The following is a 23,393-nucleotide window of genomic DNA, read 5'->3' on the forward strand; positions in this document are numbered from 1 at the left end:
GTATATGTCGGATGTTACTGCCCTAAAGCAATTTGTTAAGCAATATAAAGATTTAAAAACCGAAATAGCCAAAGTTATTATTGGTCAAGAAGAGGTTGTTAACCAAATTCTAATCTCTATTTTTTCAGGAGGGCATTCATTACTCATTGGGGTTCCAGGTTTAGCTAAAACCTTAATGGTAAATACGATAGCACAGGCTCTTGGTTTGGATTTTAAACGCATCCAGTTCACACCAGATTTAATGCCAAGTGATATTTTGGGAAGCGAAATTTTAGACGAAGACCGTCATTTTAAATTTATAAAAGGCCCTATTTTCGCTAATATTATTTTGGCAGATGAGATAAACAGAACGCCACCAAAAACCCAAGCAGCTTTATTGGAAGCCATGCAGGAACGTGCTGTTACGGTTGCTGGACATCATTACAAGTTAAGTTTGCCTTATTTTGTATTGGCAACTCAAAACCCCATTGAGCAAGAAGGAACTTATCCTTTGCCTGAAGCTCAATTAGACCGTTTTATGTTTGCCATTAATTTGGATTATCCTTCTTTTAAAGAAGAAGTGCAGGTGGTTAAATCAACAACTACGGATACCCAAGCCAAAATTAATGCGCTATTTTCAGCACAACAAATTATGGATTTTCAGCATTTAATTCGTCGAATTCCTGTCGCTGATAATGTCATTGAGTATGCCGTTTCTATGGTTGGAAAAACAAGACCAAATTCTGATACAGCTTCAGATTTAGTTAAAACTTACATTGATTGGGGAGCAGGACCCAGAGCTTCACAAAATTTAATTTTGGCTGCAAAAACACATGCTGCTATCAATGGCAAATTTTCTCCAGATATTGAGAATGTTCAGGCAGTTGCATATAGTATTTTAAGACACCGAATCATTAAAAACTACAAAGCAGAAGCCGAGGGTATTTCAGAAGAACAAGTCATTAAGAGTTTATTTTAATTCACTTTTCATTTGGAAAGTTAACAAATCATCATTTTCAATAAAAAATACTACCAAAAAGTAAATCATATTAAATTATAATGGCACTATAATAATTTAATATAGAAGCCAGCTATAATACATGGTTTATTTAATAACTTTATATTATTTTCGTAATTTTGCATTACTTTTTAAAAAACCAAATTAAAAATATATTTTATGGCATTTGACATCGATATGATAAAAGGTGTTTACACCAAAATGGCAGAGCGCGTGGATAAAGCACGCGATATTGTGGGTAAACCTTTAACCCTTTCAGAAAAGATTTTATATTCACATTTATGGGATGGTAATCCTACAAAAGCTTTTGTTAGGGGAAAAGATTATGTAGATTTTGCACCAGATAGAATTGCATGTCAAGATGCCACAGCTCAAATGGCTTTATTGCAGTTTATGCAAGCTGGAAAAACCAAAGTGGCTGTTCCAACTACAGTACATTGTGATCACTTAATCCAGGCCAAAGATGGTGCAACAGCCGATTTAAAACATGCTAATAGTGTCAGTAGTGAGGTATTTAATTTTTTAGAATCAGTTTCAAATAAATATGGCATTGGTTTCTGGAAACCGGGTGCTGGAATTATTCACCAAGTTGTTTTGGAAAATTATGCATTTCCAGGAGGTATGATGATTGGTACCGACTCGCACACAGTTAACGCTGGTGGTTTGGGTATGGTTGCCATAGGTGTTGGTGGCGCTGATGCGGTTGATGTAATGGCAGGTATGGCTTGGGAACTAAAATTCCCAAAATTAATAGGAGTTAGATTAACCGGAAAATTATCTGGATGGACAGCTCCAAAAGATGTGATTTTAAAAGTAGCTGAAATCCTTACTGTAAAAGGTGGGACTGGAGCCATTGTTGAATATTTTGGACCGGGTGCAACAGCAATGTCTTGTACAGGTAAAGGTACTATTTGTAATATGGGTGCTGAAATAGGTGCAACAACTTCTACATTCGGTTATGATGAATCCATGGAGCGTTATTTACGTTCAACCGACCGCGCCGACGTTGCCGATGCAGCCAACAATATTAAAGAGTATTTAACTGCGGATGCTGAGGTATATGCAAATCCTGAGCAGTTTTTTGATCAAGTAATTGATATTAATTTATCAGAATTAGGGCCTCTCCTGAACGGGCCATTCACTCCTGATTTATCAACCACTGTAGGTAGTGAAATGACTGAAAAGGCTAAAGTTAATGATTGGCCAGTAAAAGTTGAATGGGGTTTAATAGGGTCTTGTACAAACTCTTCTTATGAGGACTTATCAAGAGCATCATCTATTGCTCAACAAGCTTTAGATAAAGGATTAAAAATGAAAGCGGAGCTTGGTATAAATCCAGGGTCGGAGCAAGTCCGTTATACTGCTGAAAGAGATGGTATTTTAGGCATATTTGAAAAATTAGATGCTAAAATATTCACAAATGCGTGTGGCCCATGTATCGGTCAATGGGCACGTTATAGTGACCCAAAAAATGCCCCTAAAAATAGCATTGTGCATTCCTTCAATAGAAATTTCGCCAAACGCGCAGATGGTAATCCTAATACACATGCCTTTGTGGCATCTCCTGAAATTACTGCAGCTATAGCTATTGCTGGTCGTTTGGATTTTAACCCGATGACGGATAAGTTGATCAATGAAAAGGGACAAGAAGTGATGCTAGATGAGCCAACAGGTTGGGAATTACCGCCTAAAGGTTTTGATGTAAAAGATAATGGTTATTTAGCACCTGAGGCAGATGGAAGTCATGTTAAGGTTAAAGTAGCTGAGGATTCAGAAAGATTACAGTTATTAACCCCTTTTGAACCTATTGGAAACACCATCAAAGGAGCTAAACTATTAATTAAAGCTCAAGGTAAGTGTACAACCGATCATATTTCTATGGCTGGGCCATGGTTACGTTTTAGGGGACATTTAGATAATATTGCCAATAATACTTTAATTGGAGCAGTAAATGCTTTTAACGAGAAAACGAACTTTGTTAAAAATCAATTAACAGGTGATTATGGTGGCGTTCCAGATGTACAAAGGGAATATAAAAAAGCTGGTATTAAATCAATTGTTGTAGGAGATCATAATTATGGTGAGGGTTCTTCTCGTGAGCATGCTGCTATGCAGCCAAGACATTTAGGTGTAGCTGCGGTTATAGTGAAGTCTTTTGCCCGTATACATGAAACAAACCTTAAAAAGCAAGGTATGTTGGCACTTACATTTGCTAATGAAAATGACTACGATTTAATCAAAGAAGATGATACCTTCAATTTCTTGGATTTAAATGAATTTGCTCCAGAAAAACCTTTATCTGTAGAAGTCATTCATGAAGATGGGTCAAAAGATATTGTTAAATTGAATCATACGTACAATGCAGCTCAAATTGAATGGTTTAATGCAGGTTCTGCTTTAAACTTAATCAAAATACAAAATGCATCGTAGTAGATGATATATAGTATAAACTGAAAAATCCAGCTTATTTTGCTGGATTTTTTGTTTTTCAGTCGTTAATAAAAACAATATATAATTGTATTTTTACCAAAACACGTACTATGAACTCCAGAGCAAATCAACTACAGGCTTTTGACCGTTTATTGACTATTATGGATGAACTTCGGGCTCAGTGTCCATGGGATAAAAAACAAACCATGGAAACCTTACGCCACCTGACCATCGAAGAAACTTATGAACTAGGTGATGCTATTTTAGATCATGATTTGCAAGAGATTAAAAAAGAATTGGGTGATGTGCTTCTGCATATCGTTTTTTATGCCAAAATAGGAAGTGAGACCAACGATTTTGATATCGCCGATGTATGTAATGGTATTTGTGACAAGTTGATAGGCAGACATCCACATATTTATGGAGACGTGAAAGTTGATAATGAAGAAGATGTGAAACGTAATTGGGAAAACTTAAAACTTAAAGAGGGTAAAAACAGTGTTTTGGAAGGCGTACCTAAGAGTTTACCTGCTTTGGTAAAAGCCAATAGAATTCAAGAGAAAGTAGCAGGTGTTGGTTTTGATTGGGAAGCACCCCATCAAGTTTGGGAAAAGGTTGAGGAAGAATTAAATGAATTTAAAGCCGAAGTGCAATCTGGCAACCAAGACAAAATGGAAAGTGAGTTTGGAGATGTCATGTTTTCGATGGTGAATTATGCCCGTTTTTTGAATATAAACCCAGAAAATGCTTTAGAAAGAACCAATAAAAAATTTTCAAAACGATTTCAATACCTAGAAAATAAGGCTAAGAGTTTAAATAAGCCTTTAAAAGATATGACCTTAGCCGAAATGGATGTATTTTGGGAGGAAGCGAAAATGCTTTAGAGCTTTGATGTTTTTATAGTGTTTTTTGTCTTTAACGCAGGATAGATTTGCTAAATCTAAAATTATCAGTTTTTTTAATGAATTGCTTTCAATGTTCAAAAAAATAGAGTTCACATATATAATATTTTTTTTTCTAGGAATTTCTTGTTTGGCACAAAATGAAGCACCCGTATTAACAGCTTCCGGTAATCAAACTTATTGTCCTAAAAGTCAAATAAATATTGTTACCGATTTTAATATTACGGATCCTGATGATACAGAAATAGAGGCATTATATATCCAAATTTCTAAAGGATACATTCAGGGAGAAGATAACCTTATATTAACTGGTTTACATCCAAACATATTAACTTCTTGGAATGTAGAGCAAGGGAAGCTTACACTCTTTGGTTTGGGATCTAATCCAGTTAGTTATATCGATTTAATCGCAGCTACTAAAAATGTTGTTTTTGAAAGTACAAGCAATTTTCCTATCGATAAAGGTTTTTCTATAACTATTGGAGATGCTAATTACCTGCCTTCTACAGATCATTATTATGAATATGTTCCTAATTTGGGAATTACCTGGACGTCAGCTAGAATAGCTGCTGCTAGCCGCACCTATTTTGGTTTACAAGGGTATTTAGCAACTATTACATCGGCTGAAGAAGCTCAATTGTCAGGAGAACAAGCTGCTGGCGCCGGTTGGATAGGAGGAAGTGATGCTGAAACGGAAGGCGTTTGGAAATGGGTTACAGGCCCTGAAGCTGGCACTATTTTTTGGAATGGTTTAAGTAACGGTTCAACACCTAATTATGCGAATTGGAACATTGGAGAACCTAATCAGTTTAGAGATGAGGATTATGTTCATATAACAGATCCATCAATCGGAAATAGAGGTGCTTGGAACGATTTACCAAATGCGGGTGAAGCATTTGGGCCTTATCAGCCAAAAGGTTACATTGTAGAGTATGGTGGTTCACCTGGAGACCCCGTTTTAAATATATCGGCAAGTTCAAATTTATTTGTTTATTCCATTATTGATACTACTCCTGCCAGTATATGTGGTATTGGTAGTGTTACTTTAGAGGCAACAGCGTCAGAGGGCGATGTACTATGGTTTGATTCAATATCAAGTACAACAGCATTATTTAGTGGTACAGTTTTTACAACACCTATCATAAATTCAACCACTACCTATTATGTTCTAGCATCGGTAAATGGTTGTTTAGAAGGACAAAGGGTGCCAGTTACTGCTACCGTTACACCATTACCAAGTATTGAATCTGTTTCAGGGGATTTGGTTTGTGAATTTGGCTCTGGAACTTTATTAGCGACTACTTCTACTGGAGAAATTAATTGGTATAATTCACCAATTGGTGGTACCTCAATATTTACGGGTAACTCTTTTACCACGCCCATTCTAAATAACACGACGACCTATTATGCAGAGGCTTCAGTAAATGGTTGCACAAGTGCTTCAAGAACCCCTGTTTCATTAATCGTACAAAAAACACCATTACCAACAGCTAATTCAAACCAAGACTTTTGTGATATTGAACAAGCTACTATTGCAAATCTTTCAGCTGCTGGAAATACATTATTATGGTATTTAACAAGTTCTGGAGGTGTTCCCGCTAATAGTTCAGATTTATTGACTTCTCAGACCTATTATGTTTCCCAAACCATTGATGGTTGCGAAAGTATTGACAGAACCCCCGTTAATGTTACCATACACCAAACTGTTGTTTTACCAGATGTCTCAACAATTCTAAATTTATTCGAATGCGACTCATCCTTGGACGGCGATGATACTAATGGATTCACAACTTTTGATTTAACAACTAATGAATCTATTTTATTGAATGGAAAATCTGATGCTGATTTTTCATTTAATTACTTTACAGATGCAGGATATTCCAACCCTATTTCTACGCCATCAAATGAATTTATTAATACTATCGTAGGTGGACAAACCATTTATGTTCGAATCACTAATATTTTCAATAACTTTTGTTATACAGATACTTTTTTTAATATTCAGGTAAATGAATTACCTCAAATACAAAATTCAATTGTTTTTAAGAATTGTGACGAAGATGGTTTTGCAGATGGTATTACCGATTTTAATTTAACTGAGGCTAACGACATTATTTCCAATATCAACAGCTCTGGTATCACAATAACTTATTATTTATCTGAAGTTGATGCTAATTTTGGCACTAATGAAATTTCATCAATTTATAATAATCAAACTTCAAATACGGTTTATGCTCGAGTTGAAAACAGTGCTGGATGTTTCAGAATTTCAACTATAAATTTAGAGGTTTCAACTACATCATTCCCTCAAGGTTTTCTTCAAGAATTGGATACTTGTGATGATGACGATACCATTGATGGCTTGCATGTTTTTGATTTAACCCAGGTTTCTGATGATTTTCTGGCACAATTCCCATCGGGCCAAAATTTAAGTGTTCATTATTTTGAAACTTTAAATGACGCCCAATTGGAGCAAAATGAAATTCTTCAAACTGAAAATTACATGAGTACCACCCCTTTTTCACAAACTTTATTTGTGCGTGTTGAAAGCGATGATAATGGTGATTGTTTTGGCATTGGTCCGCATTTGCTTTTAACAGTTTATCCCAGACCTGAGTTTGAGGTAGATAATTCTGAGATTTATTGTTTGGATAACAATCCCATTACACTAACTACTTTTAACCCGAATGGGAATTTTACATACCAATGGGTTAACACTAATGGTGATGTTGTTAGTGACATGGCATTTGCTGAAGTTATTTCAGGTGGAGAATATACTGTTATAGCCACCTCAGGTTTTGGTTGCGATTCATTTCCAGTGATATTTTCGGTTGTTGAGTCTGCTGTTGCGAGCATTGATTTAGATGACATAACCATTGTCGAACTCTCCGATAATAATAGTATCACCATCAATAATGAGAATAATAATTTAGGAATTGGAGATTATGAATTCTCACTGGATAATATTGACGGGCCTTATAGAAGTCAAACTTATTTTGATAAAGTAGGAGCTGGTTCACATATTATTTATGTAAGAGACAAAAATGGTTGTGGTATAGTATTCCTAGAAGTTTTTATTCTAGGATTTCCTAAGTATTTCACACCCAATGGGGATGGAACGAACGATTTTTGGGCTATAAAAGGTTTAGGAACCGATTTCACCAATGCATCAAAAGTGACTGTTTTTGATAGGTATGGAAAATTAATAAGACAAATAAATGCCATAAACGGTGCTTGGGATGGGACTTTTAATGGTAAAGAGTTACCAAATTCGGATTATTGGTTTGTAGCGGAATTGGTTGAAAGTACAGGAAACATAAGAACCTACAAAGGGCACTTTAGTTTAGTTAGATAAGCTGTATTTAATATAAATCCTTGATTTTTTTGAGTTTGCTTTTCCAAAGTTTTAAAGATTCTTTGTGGGCTTTTATATTATTATGAACTTCTTTCACAAGTGGATTATCATCATCAACATTAGTGAAAAACTGTAAATTATTTTCCAACTGATTGATTTGACTTTTCACTTCACTTATTTTTTTACTGATAAAAGTTCGTTCGTTATCTAAATCTCTATTATCATCAGCGGCATTTAAGGTGTCTAATTTATTCTCAAACTTAATCATCTCCACTTCATTTTTCTCCATATCCAAACTCGTTAACAAACTATCAATTGTTTTTTGAAACTTACCTTCAATGTATCGTTTATCATTTGGAACTCTTCCAATATCTTGCCATTGTGAAATGTATCCTTTGATAAGTTCAATATTACTTTCTTTAGAACCTTTTAGTTTTAATTCTTTTAAAGTGTCTAGCAACTCATTTTTTTTATTAAAGGCTTCAATAAACTCTTTATTTGCAGCATTTTTATTGGCATGTATTCTGTCAAAATAGTAATTACATGCTGTTTTAAAACGTTTCCAAATTTTATCGCTGTCTTTTCTGGGAACATGCCCAATTTTCTTCCAATCGCTTTGAATTTTTTTCATCAAAGGCGTCGTAACTTCAAAATCATCACTGTCTTTATTATCTTCAGCAATTTTTATTAAATCTAACTTTTTCTGAAGATTGTTGTATTGGTCTTTTTTGAGTTCCTTATAAAACGCATTCTTTTTTCTATTGAACCTCCTTACGGAGTCCTTAAATTTTGCCCAAGTATCTTCATTCACTTTTAAAGGTACTTTACCAGCATTGAAAAAAGCTTCCCTTAAGGTCTCAACTTCTTTTATCTTGTTTTGTAAACCACCGTGCGATTTATTTTCTTGAGCTGTAATGGCATCTATTTTCGCAATGATTTCAAGCTTTTTATCAAGATTTTTCTCGTAAATCTTATCTATCTCTTGGTAGTATACTTGTCTTTTATCATTGATTGTTTTTGTTGCTGTTTTAAAACGTTGCCAAATTTCCTCGCGATGTTCTTTTCCAACAGGTCCTAGTTCCTCTTTCCACATTTTGTGCAACTCTTGTAATTCCCTAAAAGCACGCATGACATCATCATCTTTGGCAAGCTCTTCCGCACGCTCAATAATCAATAATTTTTTCTCTAAATTATGTTTAAAGTCTAAATCGCGTAAATCTCTGTTTAAATGTAAAAAATCATAAAACATCTCAACATGGTGGTGGTAGCTGTTCCAAGCATTATTGTACTTATCCCTTGGAATTGGGCCGGTATTACGCCAGCGCTCTTGTAGTTCCTTAAAGTGCTTATAAGTAGTGTTGATGTTTTCTTCAACGTTTATCAAACCTTTTAGTTCCTCAATAATTTCGAGTTTATCGGCTAGATTTTGTTTAAGGTTTTTTTCTAAATTTTGATAATGGTCATTTAATTTTTTTCTGTATTCCCTGTAAGCTTCTTTGAATCTTTTTTGAATAGGAGAGGAGTAATAAAAATCAATTTCGTTACCTCCATCATTTAAAAAATCTTCTTTCTTTTCATCTAGTAAAGCTTGGAATTTAGTCTTGAATTCAGTGTTTATGCTATGTACATGTGACCTAATAGCCTGTACTTTTTCGTTCTTAATAAGTTTTTCCAACTCAATAGCTAAGGCCTCCAAAGACATGGAATCGTATTCTTTTACTTCAATTTTATGTCTGTCTTTATTACCTTCATCTTCAGCGTCTTCCGCATTGGATTCCTCTATCTCATTCAAGACTTCATCATGATCATCAGTTGATAAAATAGGCGTTGCTGTTTCCTCAACTTGTTTGTTTTTATTTGATTCCAAAGACGTTTCTTTAGGACTATCCTCATGTAATCCTCCAGTTTCAGTTAGTTTATTAATATCAGACATTTTAAAAAATGTTAGGGTTCGTGCAATTCTTTTGACATTAAAGATACTAACAAGTACAGTATTTACAAAGTCTTAAAATAGGTTTTAATAATTATGTTGGAAGTTTCAATGTAAATTCCAAATAGACCACGCCTTTTCTGCTTGAAATTTAAGCATGTTCAATCCGTTTATGGTGATGGCTTTATTTTTCTTTCCTTGCTTTAAAAACAAGGTTTCATCAGGATTATAAATTAAATCGAAAAGGATATGGTTTTCATTTATCGCTTCATAAGGAATATTGGGGCTATCATTGACGTTTGGAAATGTACCCAGTGGCGTACAATTGATTATAATTTGGTGATTATTTATATCGTTTTCGGTTAGTGTATCATAAGAAAAAGTAACGTTATTTGATAGTTTTCTAGAAACATAATGATAAGAAATACCAAGTTCTTTTAAGCTATAAGCAATAGCTTTACTAGCGCCGCCAGTACCCAAAATCAAAGCTTTTTTATGATGCGGTTTTAAAAACGGTTTAAGTGATTTTTTAAATCCGTAACAATCTGTATTATAACCAACTAAATTGCCTTTTTTGGTTATTTTGATGGTGTTAACAGCACCAATTTCTTTGGCTTTTTTATTTATTTTATCAAGAAAAGGCATCACCGCTTCTTTATATGGAATGGTAACGTTTAAGCCCTTTAAATCTTTGGTGTTTTTTACTATAGATGTAAATAAATCGATATTGTCAATATCAAAATTTTCGTAGGTTGTATCCATAATATTCTCATTATTAAATTTCTTTTTAAAATATGTTCTTGAGAACGAATAGGATATATTTTTACCTAAAAGACCTAATTTATTCATTTTTGCTTTCTAGTTTTTTGTCCGTACCATTCCAGTGCTAAAACAATTGCAATTCCTAGGAAAATGTAAGCAATGGCATAATAAGTTTCCGTATTTAAAGTCGGTAAATACCTTTGGTAATTTTGGATAATTTTTTCCCCTGTAGAATCCAATAGGTATGCACCTTGGTCATTTATTTTATAAATGGTTTTTTTCCATGGCCAAACAACTCCAAGGGAGCCAATAATAAAACCTATAATTGCAGAAAGAGTAATGCTTTTGTAGTGTTTAAGTATATAACTTAAAATATGCGAAAACGTTACCAAACCTGTTACAGAGCCTAAAGTAAATACTCCCAAAACCTTTAACATTCTAATTCGATATGGGTTATTAATGAAATTAAAGTCGCCACTAATAATATTTGAAAATGTATCAAACAAGGCATTTACAGAATCTACCAAAAGCAGCACATAATTACCTAAAAGAATAAGAATGAAGGATCCTGAGAACCCGGGAAGCGTCATACCAGAAACGCTAATTATTCCACAGAAAAAAACAAATAATAAATGGTCATTTTCCTTAGCGGGATTTAAAAAACTTATACCAACACCCATTAGAATACCTATAATTAAGGAGGTGTAGGTTTTGTAATTCCAATCTCTAAAATCTTTGTTTATATAATAAATGGAACCAATAATCATTCCAAAAAACACGCTCCAAACATAGAGTTCGTAATATTTAATGAGATAATCAAGAATTTTAGAAATACTAAAGTAACTTACAATCATCCCGAAAAAAAGAAGACCCAAAAATTTACCATTAATGTATCTGTAAAAACTTTTAAACCTACCATTAAAAAGCAATTTAAATGCTTTTCTATTCACTTTTTTAAGTGAATAAATAAACTCTTCATAAAAGCCAGCAACAAAGGCTACTACACCACCAGAAACTCCGGGTACTTTGTTAGCAGCACCCATGCCTAAACCCTTAAGGATTAGAAAAATTTTATCTGTAAGTGTTCTGGTACTTTCCATTACTGTTTTTTAGAACCTATTTTTTCCAGTATGAAAATAGTTAAAAAACCAAAAACCATTAAAAATATTGCAAATAGAATTTGATTATTATCACCAAAATTGAATGGTGAGACACTCTCTTGCAGCAATGGATATTTTATTCCTTTTGAGTCTATATGCCATGTCAATGTTTTTTTCCATGGCCAAACTTTGTTCAAAGAACCAAAAATAAAACCTGTTAATAAGGCCAACGTTGCATTGTGATAATTTTTAAAAAGCCATTTTAAAACATGGCTAAAACTCAGAAGACCAACAAGGGCCCCTCCAGCAAAAACGATGATTTTTTTAAAATCAAAATCATGTATAGCATCACTTAATGTTTTGTATGCACCTAAAATAATCAAAATAAAAGAGCCTGAAATGCCTGGTAATATCATGGCACAAATAGCAATGGCACCTGCTAAAAATAAAAACCAAGGATTGTCATTAGCAGCTAAAGATGGCAATTTACTGAGATAAAAGGCTATAACAGTTCCTATTATTAAGGTAAAAATGGTTGCTAAATTCCATTTAGTAATTTGTTTTGCAACAAAATAGATACTAGCCAATATGAGTCCGAAAAAGAACGACCAGATTAACACGGGGTGATTTTCCAATAAATATTTCGCAAGTTTCATAAAGGAAACAAAACTTATAATGATTCCAGTTAAAAGAGCTACTATAAAATTACCGTTTAATTGTTTCCAGAAAGCCATAAAACCCTTGCTTAAAAGGATTTTAACTAGAGCAATATTCACATTGCTAATTGTGTTTATGAGCTCTTCATAAATGCCTGAAATAAAGGCAATAGTTCCACCTGAAACACCTGGAACAGCATCAGCTGCACCCATGGCTATTCCTTTGAGTGAAATTATTAAATAATCGATTAAACGTCTTTGCATAAGGCGATTTTCTAGAAAAAATCAAATATATGTATTTTAATAAGACGTTCCTACAGATTTGTTTTTAGTAAGTTTTTTACCAACATTTTGTTGGAAATTTCGGGGAATAGTTCTTCAATAATGAATGAATAGTCTTCATTTTGTTTGATGGCGTTTTTTAAATGGAAGGTACCTTTATCGTTTTCATTCAACAAGAAATATAGCCCTGCTAAGCGGTATTCTATTTCAGGATTTTCTGGATAAAATTCCACCGCTTGTTCAAAATTATAAATGGCTGCTTCAGGTTCTCCCAATTTAATTAATAAATCACCTCGTGTTAACCATGTATTTAATTCGTAATTACCAAGTTCGAGTGTTTTTTTAAAACCGCGTTCAGCTTCTTCATAAAAATTCAATCTGTAGTTTATTTGAGAATATAATTTCCAATACAATACATTTTCAGAGTCAATATTTATGGCTTTGTTTATAAAATAAAGGGCTTTTTGATAGTTTTTTCTTCTGTTATAAAATTTTGTGATAGCTATCCAACCTTTGTCTAATAGAGGGTCTTCATGAACTGTTCTTTCATAAAACTGAAGTGCTAAATCATTGTTTTTTAGCTTTTCGTAACAATTTCCTATTCGTAAAAGAGCGAACGATGTTGGTTCGTCAAGTTTGAGTGTGATAGTATAATTTTCAATGGCTTCCTCAAAACGTTTTAACTTTTCAAGAACTTTACCACGCTCTAGATAAGCACCTACAAATGTATCATCAGAGATTATAGCAAAGTCAAATGCGGTCAAAGCTTTTTTGTAATCTTTTAAAGTATAATACTGTTTGCCTAATTGGTGCCAAGCTACCTCACAGTATGGATTATTATCCAAGAATATGTTTAAATACGAAATAGCTTCTTCATATTGATTTAAAAACTCAAAGCAATAAATAATGTTGTAAAGCGCAGAGTAATCATCAAAATCTTCCTCCAAGCACTTCATGAAATATTCTTTTGCGTTTTCAAATTCATCCAAAAACAAATATTCCATTCCTATTAAAGAATAAATATCGATGGCATCATCAGTAAGTTCCAACGCTTTCTTTAGAACCTCTATGGCTTGTAAATGGTCATCTTTTTTGGAGAAGATATTAGCCTTTTGAATATAAATCTCTTCATTCATTGGGTCTAAACTATGAAGCTCACTCAATAGGGTATCAGCCTCTATAAGTTTATCTTCAAAAATAAAAACTTCCACTTTAAACAACCTTAAGTTTATAGAGGTTGGATGTTGCCCTAAACCTAACTTTATAGCTTTTTTAGCTAAGGCTATTTTTCCTTGGTTTAGGTAATGATGAATGATGTTTTCGAATTCTTCAGAATCGAAGAACAAAACGTGGTTCGTTTTTAACATCGATTCAAACTTTGTAAGAGGTAGGTTGTTGTTGTCGTCTTGACTAAACTCCATAAGCAAATTTGTAAGATTCTAGCTAAATAAATTTAAGGTTCTATTTTTATTAATGTTGTTGGTTTCATAAATGTTTTTAACAAAGTAATGAACATTCATACTTGCAAAGCATTTTTTATAACCTTAAATTTTGATTATCAGATGGTTGAAATAATATATTTTATTGTATTTCGTTTAAAATATCAATAATTATTTTACACCCTTTAATGATTTCATCATTTGAAATGGTTAATGGTGGTGTAATTCTTACCGCTTTTGGTTCAAAAAGCAGCCAAAAAAGTATTAAACCTGCATCTTGGGATTTTAAAACTAGTGTATTAGTGATTTCAGCAGAGGGCAAGATAAGGGCTAGCATAAGTCCTTTTCCTCTAATTTCTTTAATTAATGGATGTACTAAATGTTTTCTGAAAAGTTTTTCTTTTTCTAGAGTTTGTTGCATCAAATCACTTTCGATAATTTCTTTTAAAGTGGCTAATGCAGCAGCGGCAATTACAGGATGACCACCAAACGTAGTGATATGGCCAAGTTTAGGATGGTCTTGCAATAAATCCATTAATTTCCTGGAAGCCGTAAATGCTCCTATGGGCATACCGCCACCAAGTCCCTTGCCCGTTACTAAAATATCGGGTGTACAATTATAATGTTCAAAACCAAAAAGTTTACCGGTTCTTCCAAAACCAGGTTGAATTTCATCTAAAATTAAAAGTGCACCAACTTTATGGCAACGGTCTAGAACTTTTTTTAGATAATTATTCTTAGGAAGAATAAAGCCAGCACCACCTTGAATGGTTTCTAAAATAACACAGGCTGTTTTATGGGTAATATGGGCCAAATCATCTTCATTATTAAATGAAATAAACCTAATATCGGGGATAAGTGGTCTGAAAGCTTGTTTACGATCTTCATACCCCATAACACTCATCGCGCCCATGGTGTTTCCATGATAAGCATGATTTGCCGCTATGATTTCACTTCGACCTGTCGCACGTTTTGCTAATTTTAGAGCACCTTCAATGGCTTCTGTTCCTGAGTTTGTTAAATAGGTTTTTTCTAAAGGATACGGTAAATTTTTTGCTAATAATTTAGTGAGCTCAACAGCTGGTTTTTGAATATATTCCCCATAAACCATAACGTGCAAATATTTATCCAATTGTTCTTTAATGGCCTTAACAACTTTTGGATGGTTATGCCCTAAAGGCGTCGCAGAAACTCCTGCAACAAAATCCAAAAACCCTTTATTATTAGTATCATAAATGTAAGAACCTTTAGCATGTGATATTTCCATTGCTAATGGGTGGGGTGTTGTTTGTGCTTGGTATTTGAAGAAATCGGATGTCATAATAATTTAATTTTTTGGATCTCAACTAAAATTGTTTTAAATAATATTAATTGTTTTTTAATTTTTTAATAAAATCAATTATCTCAATTGAGCAAGTAAAAAATGGATCATATGATATCTCGTTATTATTATTTATGGTATTTGTGATATAATTGTATTCGTCGTTTAATTTAATATAGCCATTCGGTATGAAATATTTTGGAATTAAATGTTTAGGAATAAAAATCTCATTTTTCTGATACCGAATTGTTATTGAATTTATTTGAATCGGACTCTGGCTTCTGTTGGAACCAATATCTAATCTTAAATTATTTACAAACATCCCCGAAGGAAGTTCATAATCTATTTTTTGAAATTCCTTGTTACCAATAACCTTTTTTGTGATAGATTCCTTTTCAGTAAATTGATTCGCATTTTCATCAACATAAAATAGTTGGAAGTCATCATTTTTTTCAACAAGTAAACTTATGATCACTTGAAAATAGTTTTTTGGTTCTTTGCTTATTGCTTTGCGGAACAAAGGCTCTGTCAAAATTTTTATATGCCTATTACCAGCCTGTTGTATGCGTTCCATCATCTCATCATCAAAAAAAGCCTCTTGTGGTACATAATCTTCAAGTCCTTTTATGGTTGGTAATTCAAGTGGAGGGTCGTCCTTAAACAAATCTTCAACACTCATTGGACGTTCTTCTTCACGCCAATCAAAACCTTTTAATATTTTTTCGTTTTCAGGATATTTTGACTCTGGATACAAATTCCCATCAATTTGGTTGAATCTCGTATATTCTTCAATATCACCATTTTCAAATAACATCGAGATACTTCCTGATTTAGCTTTATCTATGCCAATCAGTTCTTGTTTGTCATTTCTAGCATAAAAAATGGATTGCGCATTTTTTGTAATATCTACTTCCCGCAATTGGTTTTCATCATTGAATAATCCAACCAATCGCATCCCATAAATTTGATTGAATCCCGTTTTGCTTATGGTATCTTGACTGATAATAAAGGCATTATTAAAAACCAAAAGAGAATCTAATTTTTCAGTTTCATTGTTTGATATTAAATGAATCGTATCACCGGTCATTTGGTTTTCAAAATTCCACAATATAGGTTTTCGTTTTACTGAAAACTTGTCTCCAGGTGAAAATCGTGGAATATTAATTAACTTGGTAACCCCAGTTTTTTGATGAGAATGTATAGAGTCTGCTTTTCCACTAATATCAGATTTAAATATTTTGGCATTGTAGTATGCATTGATAATACGATTATCTGGTTTACCAGTAACCATGATTTTATCGGCATGCATATAAATGGAATCATTTTCCTGAATGGTAATTGCTAAGGCGCGTTTAGTAATGAACACCGAATCTTTTTCCTTAAAAACTTCAGCATAATGCCCTTTTATAATGCTCTTGTTTAAGGTATCTGTAACTTTAATATTGTTAGTTGCAGAGGCAAAACTTATATTATTGTCAAAGTATAAACTATCGCCTTCAATAATACGATTGTCATAATTAATTCTAGCTTTTTTTAAAGCATAACCCACCTTGTTTTCGGTATCATAAAATCCTTTTTCACAATAGGTTGTACTTTCTGGGTTGGTTATGGTTGAAGGACCAAAAAGGTAAGCATGACCACTATCTGAATAAAAGTCGAAATAATTGGAATTTATAGTGGTGCTGTCGTTTACTAAAACGACATCTTCAACAAATTGATATTTTTTCAAATCCATATAATATCTACCTATTCTACTTGTAATGGTGCCAGAGGAATCTTTGACAACAGTACCGCCACTTTTATAAAACGCTTGTTGTTTAAGGCGATCAAAAAACAAAGTGTCAGAAGTAATGGTTGAATTAGGATCTTTTAAAATCACATCGCCACTGGCAAAAGCCAATTCAGTAAAGCCACTATATTCCACATATTTTGAAGTCATATTTATGGTATCTCCTTGAATCAATATCACGTTACCGTAGGCTTCAATAAAATTTTCTTTACCATAGTATAGAGCTCTATCACACCATAAGTTAGTACCTCGATGACTTATTTGCACTTGCTGCGAATCATCACGTGTTAAAACTCTGGCACCTGGGTAGTTTTCTTCATCCACATTTAATTTACCCGCATATTCAATTTCTATTTTCTTTTCCTCTTGTGCTTGAATCTTAACAATAGAAAAAACCGCTATCAAAAATGTAGTAAATAAAACCTGTAGTTTATTCAAAATGTAAAAGTTTGTCGCAAAAATAATGAATAATGTTATGTTTAAGTATAGTAGAACAAAAAACGCTCCAAAATATTTTGGAGCGTTTTAATTTCTTTATCAATATGTAATTAAACCAATTGTTGTCTAAAAATGGTCTGTTTTCTATCTGGTCCAACGGATACTATAGTAATAGGAATTTCCAACTCCTTTTCTAAAAACTCTATATATTCATTGAGGGCTTTTGGAAGTTGAGACGTATCGGACATGCCGGTTAAATCTTCATTCCAACCACTAAATTCTGTGTAAATAGGTTCCACATTTTCTGGTTCAATATTATATGGTAAATGCGAAATTATTTCACCTTTATAGTTGTATTTGGTGCATACTTTTAAAGTTTTAAAACCTGAAAGTACGTCGCCTTTCATCATCATGAGTTGGGTGACACCATTGACTTGACAAGCGTATTTTAAGGCTACCAAATCTAACCAACCACAGCGTCTTGGGCGACCAGTTGTAGCTCCAAACTCATTTCCAACGCGTCCCATGGTGGCACCATCTTCATCAAAAAGTTCAGTTGGGAATGGACCTGAGCCTACTCTAGTGGTGTAAGCTTTAAAAATACCAAATACCTCACCAATTTGGTTAGGGGCAACTCCCAGACCTGTGCAGGCTCCAGCGGCTGTGGTGTTACTGGAGGTTACGTATGGGTAGGTTCCAAAATCTATATCTAAAAGGGAGCCTTGAGCACCTTCTGCTAATATAGTTTTACCAGATTTTTGTGCTTGATATATGTACTCTTCAGAATCAATGAATTTTAAAGACTTCAAAATGTCAACCGCTTTAAAAAATTCAACTTCCAATTCTTCTAAATTATACTCAATTTTTGCATTGTAGAAATCAATCATAGATTCATGCTTATCAGCCAAAGCTCTATATTTTTCTTTCCAATCACTTAATTCTAAATCACCAACACGAATACCGTTTCTACCTGTTTTGTCCATGTATGTTGGACCGATGCCTTTTAAAGTAGAGCCTATTTTTGCTTTGCCTTTGGAGGCTTCACTGGCGGCATCCAACAAACGATGCGTTGGTAATATGATATGGGCTTTTCTAGAAATTAATAATGACTTTCGGTAGTCTACTTGTTGTTCTTCAAGTTTGTCTAACTCGCCCTTAAAAATTACAGGATCGATAACAACACCGTTTCCTACTAAATTAATAGCATCTTCATGAAAAATACCCGATGGTATAGTATGTAAAACATGCTTTCTGCCGTTAAAAACTAATGTATGACCAGCATTAGGTCCACCTTGAAAGCGAGCTATGATATTGTAATTATTGGTAAGTACGTCAACAATTTTCCCTTTGCCTTCGTCACCCCATTGTAATCCTAGTAGTAAATCTACTGCCATTGTAAAAGTTAGTTATTTTTAGTTGATTTTCTATTTCCGTAGAAATAGAGTGAATGGTTATTTATTTCTATATCGAAAACTTGTTCGATAGTTTTTTTTATAGATTGAATTCTAGGATCGCAAAATTCGATAACCTCACCCGTATCGGTAAGGATAACATGGTCATGCTGTCTATCGAAATACGATTTTTCGTAGTGCGCTTGGTTTTGTCCGAATTGATGCTTTCTAACCAAACCACATTCCAATAATAATTCTATCGTATTGTATAAAGTAGCACGAGAAACACGATATTTTTTATTCTTCATGTTTAGATACAAAGACTCAATATCAAAATGTTCGTTGTTGTTATATATTTCTTGAAGTATAGCGTAGCGTTCGGGTGTTTTTCGGTGTCCCTTATTTTCTAAAAAATTAGTAAAAACGTCTTTTACTATATCTTGATTTTTTGTATCTGCCTTTGCGTCCATAATTTCGTTGCAAATTTACACTTTTTTTACACTCTGGTAACCTTATCGATACCATTAATTTTTTTAAGTTTTTCTAATAGCTTTTTTATGATGGTATTATTTTTAACAACCACATTTATTTTACCAGAAAAAAGACCGTCATTACTTTCAAAACTGATGCTTTTCATGTTAACATGCATGTTTTCTGAAATGATGGTGGTTATTTCGTTTACTAAACCTATATGATCAATTCCAGTAATAACAATTTTTGCCAGAAATTCCTGTTGTGTAGAATCTATCCATTTTGCTGGCATAATTCTATAAGAATAATTTGATTGTAAACTTACTGCATTTGGGCAATTATACTTATGAACTTTTAATCCCTCATTTACCGTTAAAAACCCAAAAACATCATCTCCAGGAATGGGATTACAGCAGTTAGAAAGTTTATATTCTAGCTTTTCTTCCTCCTTCCCAAAAACAAGCGAGTCATATTTTACGGTGACTTCATCTTTTTCCAGTTCTTCTTTTTTAATGGGAGTTTTCCTGGAAATTTTGCTTTTTATATAACTCATAAAAGCATTGCTTCTCGAAGAGGCATAGCTTTTGAGCATATTGTTATCAATAGTGCCTACACCAACCCTGTAAAATAGATCTAAACTGGTTTTTAACTTAAAATAACGAACCATTTCGTTAACGGATTCTTCATCTAGGGTTATTTTGAGTTGCTTTAATTTTCGTCTTAAAATTTCCTTACCATCTTCTCCAACGCGTTTTTTGTCTTCTTTTAAGGCTGATTTTATTTTACTTCTTGCCCGGGCTGTGGTGGCATAATCTAGCCAGTTAGCATTAGGTTTAGCATTTTCTGCAGTTAAAATATCAACTTGGTCGCCACTTTTTAATTCATAACTTAGTGTAACTAGTTTTCCATTCACTTTGGCACCTCGAGTTTTCATACCTACTTCGGTGTGAATATTAAAGGCAAAATCTAGAGCTGTAGCACCTTTAGGAAGCGATTTTAATTCACCGTTAGGTGTAAAAACAAATATTTCTTTTGAATAAAGGTTAAGTTTAAATTGTTCAACAAAATCAACAGCATTCATATCTGGATTTTCAAGTGCTTCTTGTAATCGATTAATCCAATTTTCTAAATTATCTTCTTTTTCATTACCTTGTTTGTATTTGTAATGAGCCGCATATCCCTTTTCAGCAATTTCATTCATACGCTCACTTCGTATTTGTACCTCAACCCAACGCCCTTTTGGTCCCATAACAGTAATATGCAAAGCTTCGTAACCAGTACCTTTTGGGGACGAAATCCAGTCACGTAACCTAATGGGGTTAGGTCTAAAGTGGTCAGTAACTATGGAATATATTTTCCACGCTAAAAACTTTTCGGTTTTAGGATCAGAATCACATTTGTAAATAATTCGAATAGCAAACTTGTCGTAAACTTCATCAAAAGGTACCCCTTGATTGAGCATTTTTCTACGAATAGAAAATATTGATTTTGGTCTTCCTTTAATAGTGTAGGATAGGTTTTCTTTATCGAGAGAATTTTTAATGACTTCGCTAAACTGAGTGATATAAATGTCTTGTTCTTCTTTGCTTTCTTTTATTTTACTTAAAATATCATTGTAAACATCTGGCTCGGTATATTTTAAGCCTAAATCCTCAAGTTCCGTTTTAATGTTGTAAAGACCTATTCTATGTGCTAAAGGAGCGTAAATGTAGAGCGTTTCTGATGCTATTTTAATTTGCTTGTCGGGACTCATGGAATCCATGGTTTGCATGTTATGCAAACGATCAGCAATTTTAATAATAATGACTCGAACATCATCATTAAGCGTCAATAACATTTTGCGAAAATTTTCAGCTTGTAAAGACACATCCATGTCTTTTTCCTTGCTTAATGAAGAGATTTTGGTGAGCCCATCAACAATGGTTGCAACCGTTTTTCCAAAACGATTTTCAATATCCTCTATGTCGTAATCAGGGCTATCTTCTACCACATCATGTAGTAAAGCAGATGCAATGGATGTGGCATCTAAACCAATTTCCTGGGCTACAATTTTAGCTACAGCTAGCGGGTGAAAAATATAAGCTTCTCCAGATTTTCTACGTTGATTTTTGTGGCCATCTAAGGCGACTTCAAAAGCGCTTCTAATAAGCTTTTTATCATCATCGGTTAGTGTTGTATAACTAACTTTCAATAACTGTTTGTAGGCTTTGGCTATGGCTGCGTTTTCTTTTTCTATCTCTTCCTCTGTCATAAACTAAAAGTAACACAATCTATATTAACCACCAATAGCAAATTTGGTTTTTTAACAGTAATTAAAATGTTTTATGAGTTTAAAAATGTTACCAGTTCAGATATGGCTTTACCACGATGTCCTATACGGTTTTTTAAGCTCAAATCCATTTCTGCGAATGTTATGTTGTAGCCATGTGGCCTAAAAATGGGATCATAACCAAACCCTTGCTTTCCAAATTTTTCATGTGTAATTTCACCTTTGCATATACCATTAAAAGTATATGAATTGTTGTTAAGTTGTAAGGAAATTACCGTTTTAAATTGGGCAGTTCTGCTGTGTTTACCTATTAATTCAATTAATAATTTATTCATGTTGTCGTTAGCATCACGTTGTTCTCCCGCATATCTTGCAGAATAAACACCTGGCTCTCCATTTAAAACTTCAACTTCCAAACCTGTATCGTCCGCGAAACAATCGTAGCCATAATTTGTTTTTATATATTCTGATTTTTGTATAGCATTGTCCTCGATAGTGTTTTGAGTTTCTGGGATATCTTCAAAACAACCAATATCTTTCAAACTCAAAAGTTTAATATGTTCAGGTATTAAAGACTGTACTTCTTTAATTTTATTGAGGTTATTAGTAGCAAAAACGAGTGTCATTTTATTAAAAATTAATATTCAAAAATACCATTATTTATATAAAAAAACGGATTAGTTATGAAGCTTAAATTTTATAGTTATTTTATGATTTATATCACTATAAATTAATTTGTAAATAATTATATTTAAAAGTTTAATAATTAAAATAGAATGATTATGACAGTAAATTTTGAATACGTAGGTGTAGATGTAAGTGAAACATTAACTGCTTTCACCAAAGAAAAACTAGAAAAATTGTTTAATAGATATGAGTTTTTAATAAGTGCAACAGTGCATTTTAAAAAGGAAGAAAGCCAGCATGACTCTGGTAAAATTTGTAATATAGAATTGAGTTTACCCGGACCAAGGATTTTTGCGACCTCCAATGAACGAAATTATGAAGTTGCAGTTAAGGAAACTATTAACGATTTGGAGCGTCAACTAAAGAAACGTAAGCAGGTTTACAAAACATATTAAATAGTAAAAAAAAAGGTTCATTAATAAAATGAACCTTTTATATTACAATAATTATAAGATGATGACCTACTAGTTTAAAAAAATAAGTATCATAAACACTGTACTTTAGGCTACCATTGTTCCAGTAGGATCCTATCTTTTTTGGATAATGAAGATTATAAATATTTCTTCAGCATTACTATTATTTCTTTTAATAGAATAAATGCTCTTTTAACACAAAAAGAGTAAAAAGAAGAAGGTTGTTTCAAACTTAAATAGATTGAAAATTCATTTATGGTGATAGGGTTCATTTCTTAAAATAGTGAAACCTCTATACAATTGCTCAATAAAAAATAAGCGAATCATTTGATGGGAAAATGTCATTGTGGATAATGACAGTTTTCCATTTGCTTTTTTGTAAACTTCCTCAGAAAAACCATAAGGGCCACCAATTACAAAAACCAATTGCTTAATGCCTGAATTCATGTGTTTTTGTAGGTATGATGAAAAACCAACAGAGTCCAATAGTTTACCGTTTTCGTCCAACAAAATGAGGGTATCCGCATGGTTAAGTTTACTCAAAATAAGTTCACCTTCTTTTTGTTTTTGTTGAATTTCACTAAGACTTTTGGTGTTTTTGATATCTGGAATAATGTCTAAGGAAAACTTGATGTAAAAACCAAGACGTTTCTTATAATCATTAATTAATGCGATGAGATTCTTATCATCAGTTTTTCCTATGGCAATTAGCTTAATAGTCATAAAGGCAAAATTACAACTTAGTAATTATGAATAATGTA

17 protein-coding genes are annotated in these 23,393 nt (G+C 33.1%); 5 read left to right on the top strand and 12 right to left on the bottom strand.

All coding sequences use genetic code 11. The features are described 5' to 3' along the window. Window positions 1-4: 4 nt before the first annotated feature. The 4 genes from ABD963_RS14895 to ABD963_RS14910 all read left to right on the top strand — a co-directional run bounded on the left by ABD963_RS14895 (window position 5) and on the right by ABD963_RS14910 (window position 7,684). Window positions 5-958: an AAA family ATPase gene (locus ABD963_RS14895; protein ID WP_345278197.1), complete on the top strand. Its 954-nt coding sequence runs from the start codon at window positions 5-7 to the stop codon at window positions 956-958. Window positions 959-1,156: 198 nt separating this feature from the next. Beyond that, the gene (locus ABD963_RS14900) at window positions 1,157-3,427 is read left to right on the top strand and encodes an aconitate hydratase (protein WP_345278199.1); all 2,271 of its coding nucleotides are present in this window, start codon (window positions 1,157-1,159) and stop codon (window positions 3,425-3,427) included. A 110-nt stretch (window positions 3,428-3,537) separates the two neighbouring features. Next, the gene (gene mazG, locus ABD963_RS14905) at window positions 3,538-4,311 is read left to right on the top strand and encodes a nucleoside triphosphate pyrophosphohydrolase (protein ID WP_345278200.1); all 774 of its coding nucleotides are present in this window, start codon (window positions 3,538-3,540) and stop codon (window positions 4,309-4,311) included. Window positions 4,312-4,402: 91 nt separating this feature from the next. After that, window positions 4,403-7,684 (top strand): Ig-like domain-containing protein, encoded by a 3,282-nt coding sequence (locus ABD963_RS14910; protein WP_345278202.1) that lies wholly within the window; start codon window positions 4,403-4,405, stop codon window positions 7,682-7,684. A 7-nt stretch (window positions 7,685-7,691) separates the two neighbouring features. Here the strand turns inward: ABD963_RS14910 and ABD963_RS14915 are convergent, their stop codons facing one another. From ABD963_RS14915 to ABD963_RS14965, 11 genes are all read right to left on the bottom strand, one after another. Further along, window positions 7,692-9,617, bottom strand: a complete 1,926-nt coding sequence (locus ABD963_RS14915) for a DUF349 domain-containing protein (protein ID WP_345278204.1) — start codon at window positions 9,615-9,617, stop codon at window positions 7,692-7,694. A gap of 105 nt (window positions 9,618-9,722) precedes the next feature. Beyond that, window positions 9,723-10,463 (bottom strand): shikimate dehydrogenase family protein, encoded by a 741-nt coding sequence (locus tag ABD963_RS14920; protein WP_345278206.1) that lies wholly within the window; start codon window positions 10,461-10,463, stop codon window positions 9,723-9,725. Then, a complete protein-coding gene (locus tag ABD963_RS14925) occupies window positions 10,460-11,476 on the bottom strand; it encodes a DUF368 domain-containing protein (protein WP_345278208.1) in 1,017 nt (338 codons plus the stop codon). Before ABD963_RS14925 ends, ABD963_RS14920 begins: the two co-directional genes overlap by 4 nt. Next, a complete protein-coding gene (locus tag ABD963_RS14930) occupies window positions 11,476-12,396 on the bottom strand; it encodes a polyprenyl-phosphate transporter (RefSeq protein WP_345278210.1) in 921 nt (306 codons plus the stop codon). Before ABD963_RS14930 ends, ABD963_RS14925 begins: the two co-directional genes overlap by 1 nt. Window positions 12,397-12,446: 50 nt before the next feature. Then, window positions 12,447-13,835 (bottom strand): tetratricopeptide repeat protein, encoded by a 1,389-nt coding sequence (locus ABD963_RS14935; protein ID WP_345278212.1) that lies wholly within the window; start codon window positions 13,833-13,835, stop codon window positions 12,447-12,449. Between the two features lie 160 nt (window positions 13,836-13,995). Further along, complete coding sequence (locus ABD963_RS14940; RefSeq protein ID WP_345278214.1) at window positions 13,996-15,174, bottom strand: aspartate aminotransferase family protein; 1,179 nt, start codon at window positions 15,172-15,174, stop codon at window positions 13,996-13,998. A gap of 46 nt (window positions 15,175-15,220) precedes the next feature. Beyond that, on the bottom strand, window positions 15,221-17,401 hold the full coding sequence (locus ABD963_RS14945; protein WP_345278216.1) for an OstA-like protein: 2,181 nt from the start codon (window positions 17,399-17,401) through the stop codon (window positions 15,221-15,223). 110 nt (window positions 17,402-17,511) lie between these two features. Continuing rightward, on the bottom strand, window positions 17,512-18,795 hold the full coding sequence (locus tag ABD963_RS14950) for an adenylosuccinate synthase (RefSeq protein WP_345278218.1): 1,284 nt from the start codon (window positions 18,793-18,795) through the stop codon (window positions 17,512-17,514). An 8-nt stretch (window positions 18,796-18,803) separates the two neighbouring features. Next, a complete protein-coding gene (locus ABD963_RS14955) occupies window positions 18,804-19,262 on the bottom strand; it encodes a Fur family transcriptional regulator (RefSeq protein WP_345278220.1) in 459 nt (152 codons plus the stop codon). 26 nt (window positions 19,263-19,288) lie between these two features. Beyond that, window positions 19,289-21,514, bottom strand: coding sequence for a RelA/SpoT family protein (locus tag ABD963_RS14960; protein WP_345278222.1), 2,226 nt, complete (start codon window positions 21,512-21,514; stop codon window positions 19,289-19,291). Between the two features lie 71 nt (window positions 21,515-21,585). After that, window positions 21,586-22,158 (bottom strand): non-canonical purine NTP diphosphatase, encoded by a 573-nt coding sequence (locus ABD963_RS14965; RefSeq protein WP_345278225.1) that lies wholly within the window; start codon window positions 22,156-22,158, stop codon window positions 21,586-21,588. Between the two features lie 156 nt (window positions 22,159-22,314). On the opposite strand from ABD963_RS14965, the gene hpf reads away from it, so the two are divergent. Then, a complete protein-coding gene (gene hpf / locus ABD963_RS14970; protein WP_345278227.1) occupies window positions 22,315-22,614 on the top strand; it encodes a ribosome hibernation-promoting factor, HPF/YfiA family in 300 nt (99 codons plus the stop codon). Window positions 22,615-22,881: 267 nt separating this feature from the next. On the opposite strand, the gene rlmH is transcribed toward hpf, so the two are convergent. Beyond that, window positions 22,882-23,355 carry a 23S rRNA (pseudouridine(1915)-N(3))-methyltransferase RlmH gene (gene rlmH / locus ABD963_RS14975; RefSeq protein ID WP_345278229.1) on the bottom strand — a complete coding sequence of 158 codons (474 nt, stop codon included), beginning with the start codon at window positions 23,353-23,355 and terminating at the stop codon, window positions 22,882-22,884. Between the last annotated feature and the right edge of the window lie 38 nt (window positions 23,356-23,393).

The organism is Litoribaculum gwangyangense, assembly GCF_039543505.1.
Taxonomy (GTDB): domain Bacteria; phylum Bacteroidota; class Bacteroidia; order Flavobacteriales; family Flavobacteriaceae; genus Litoribaculum; species Litoribaculum gwangyangense.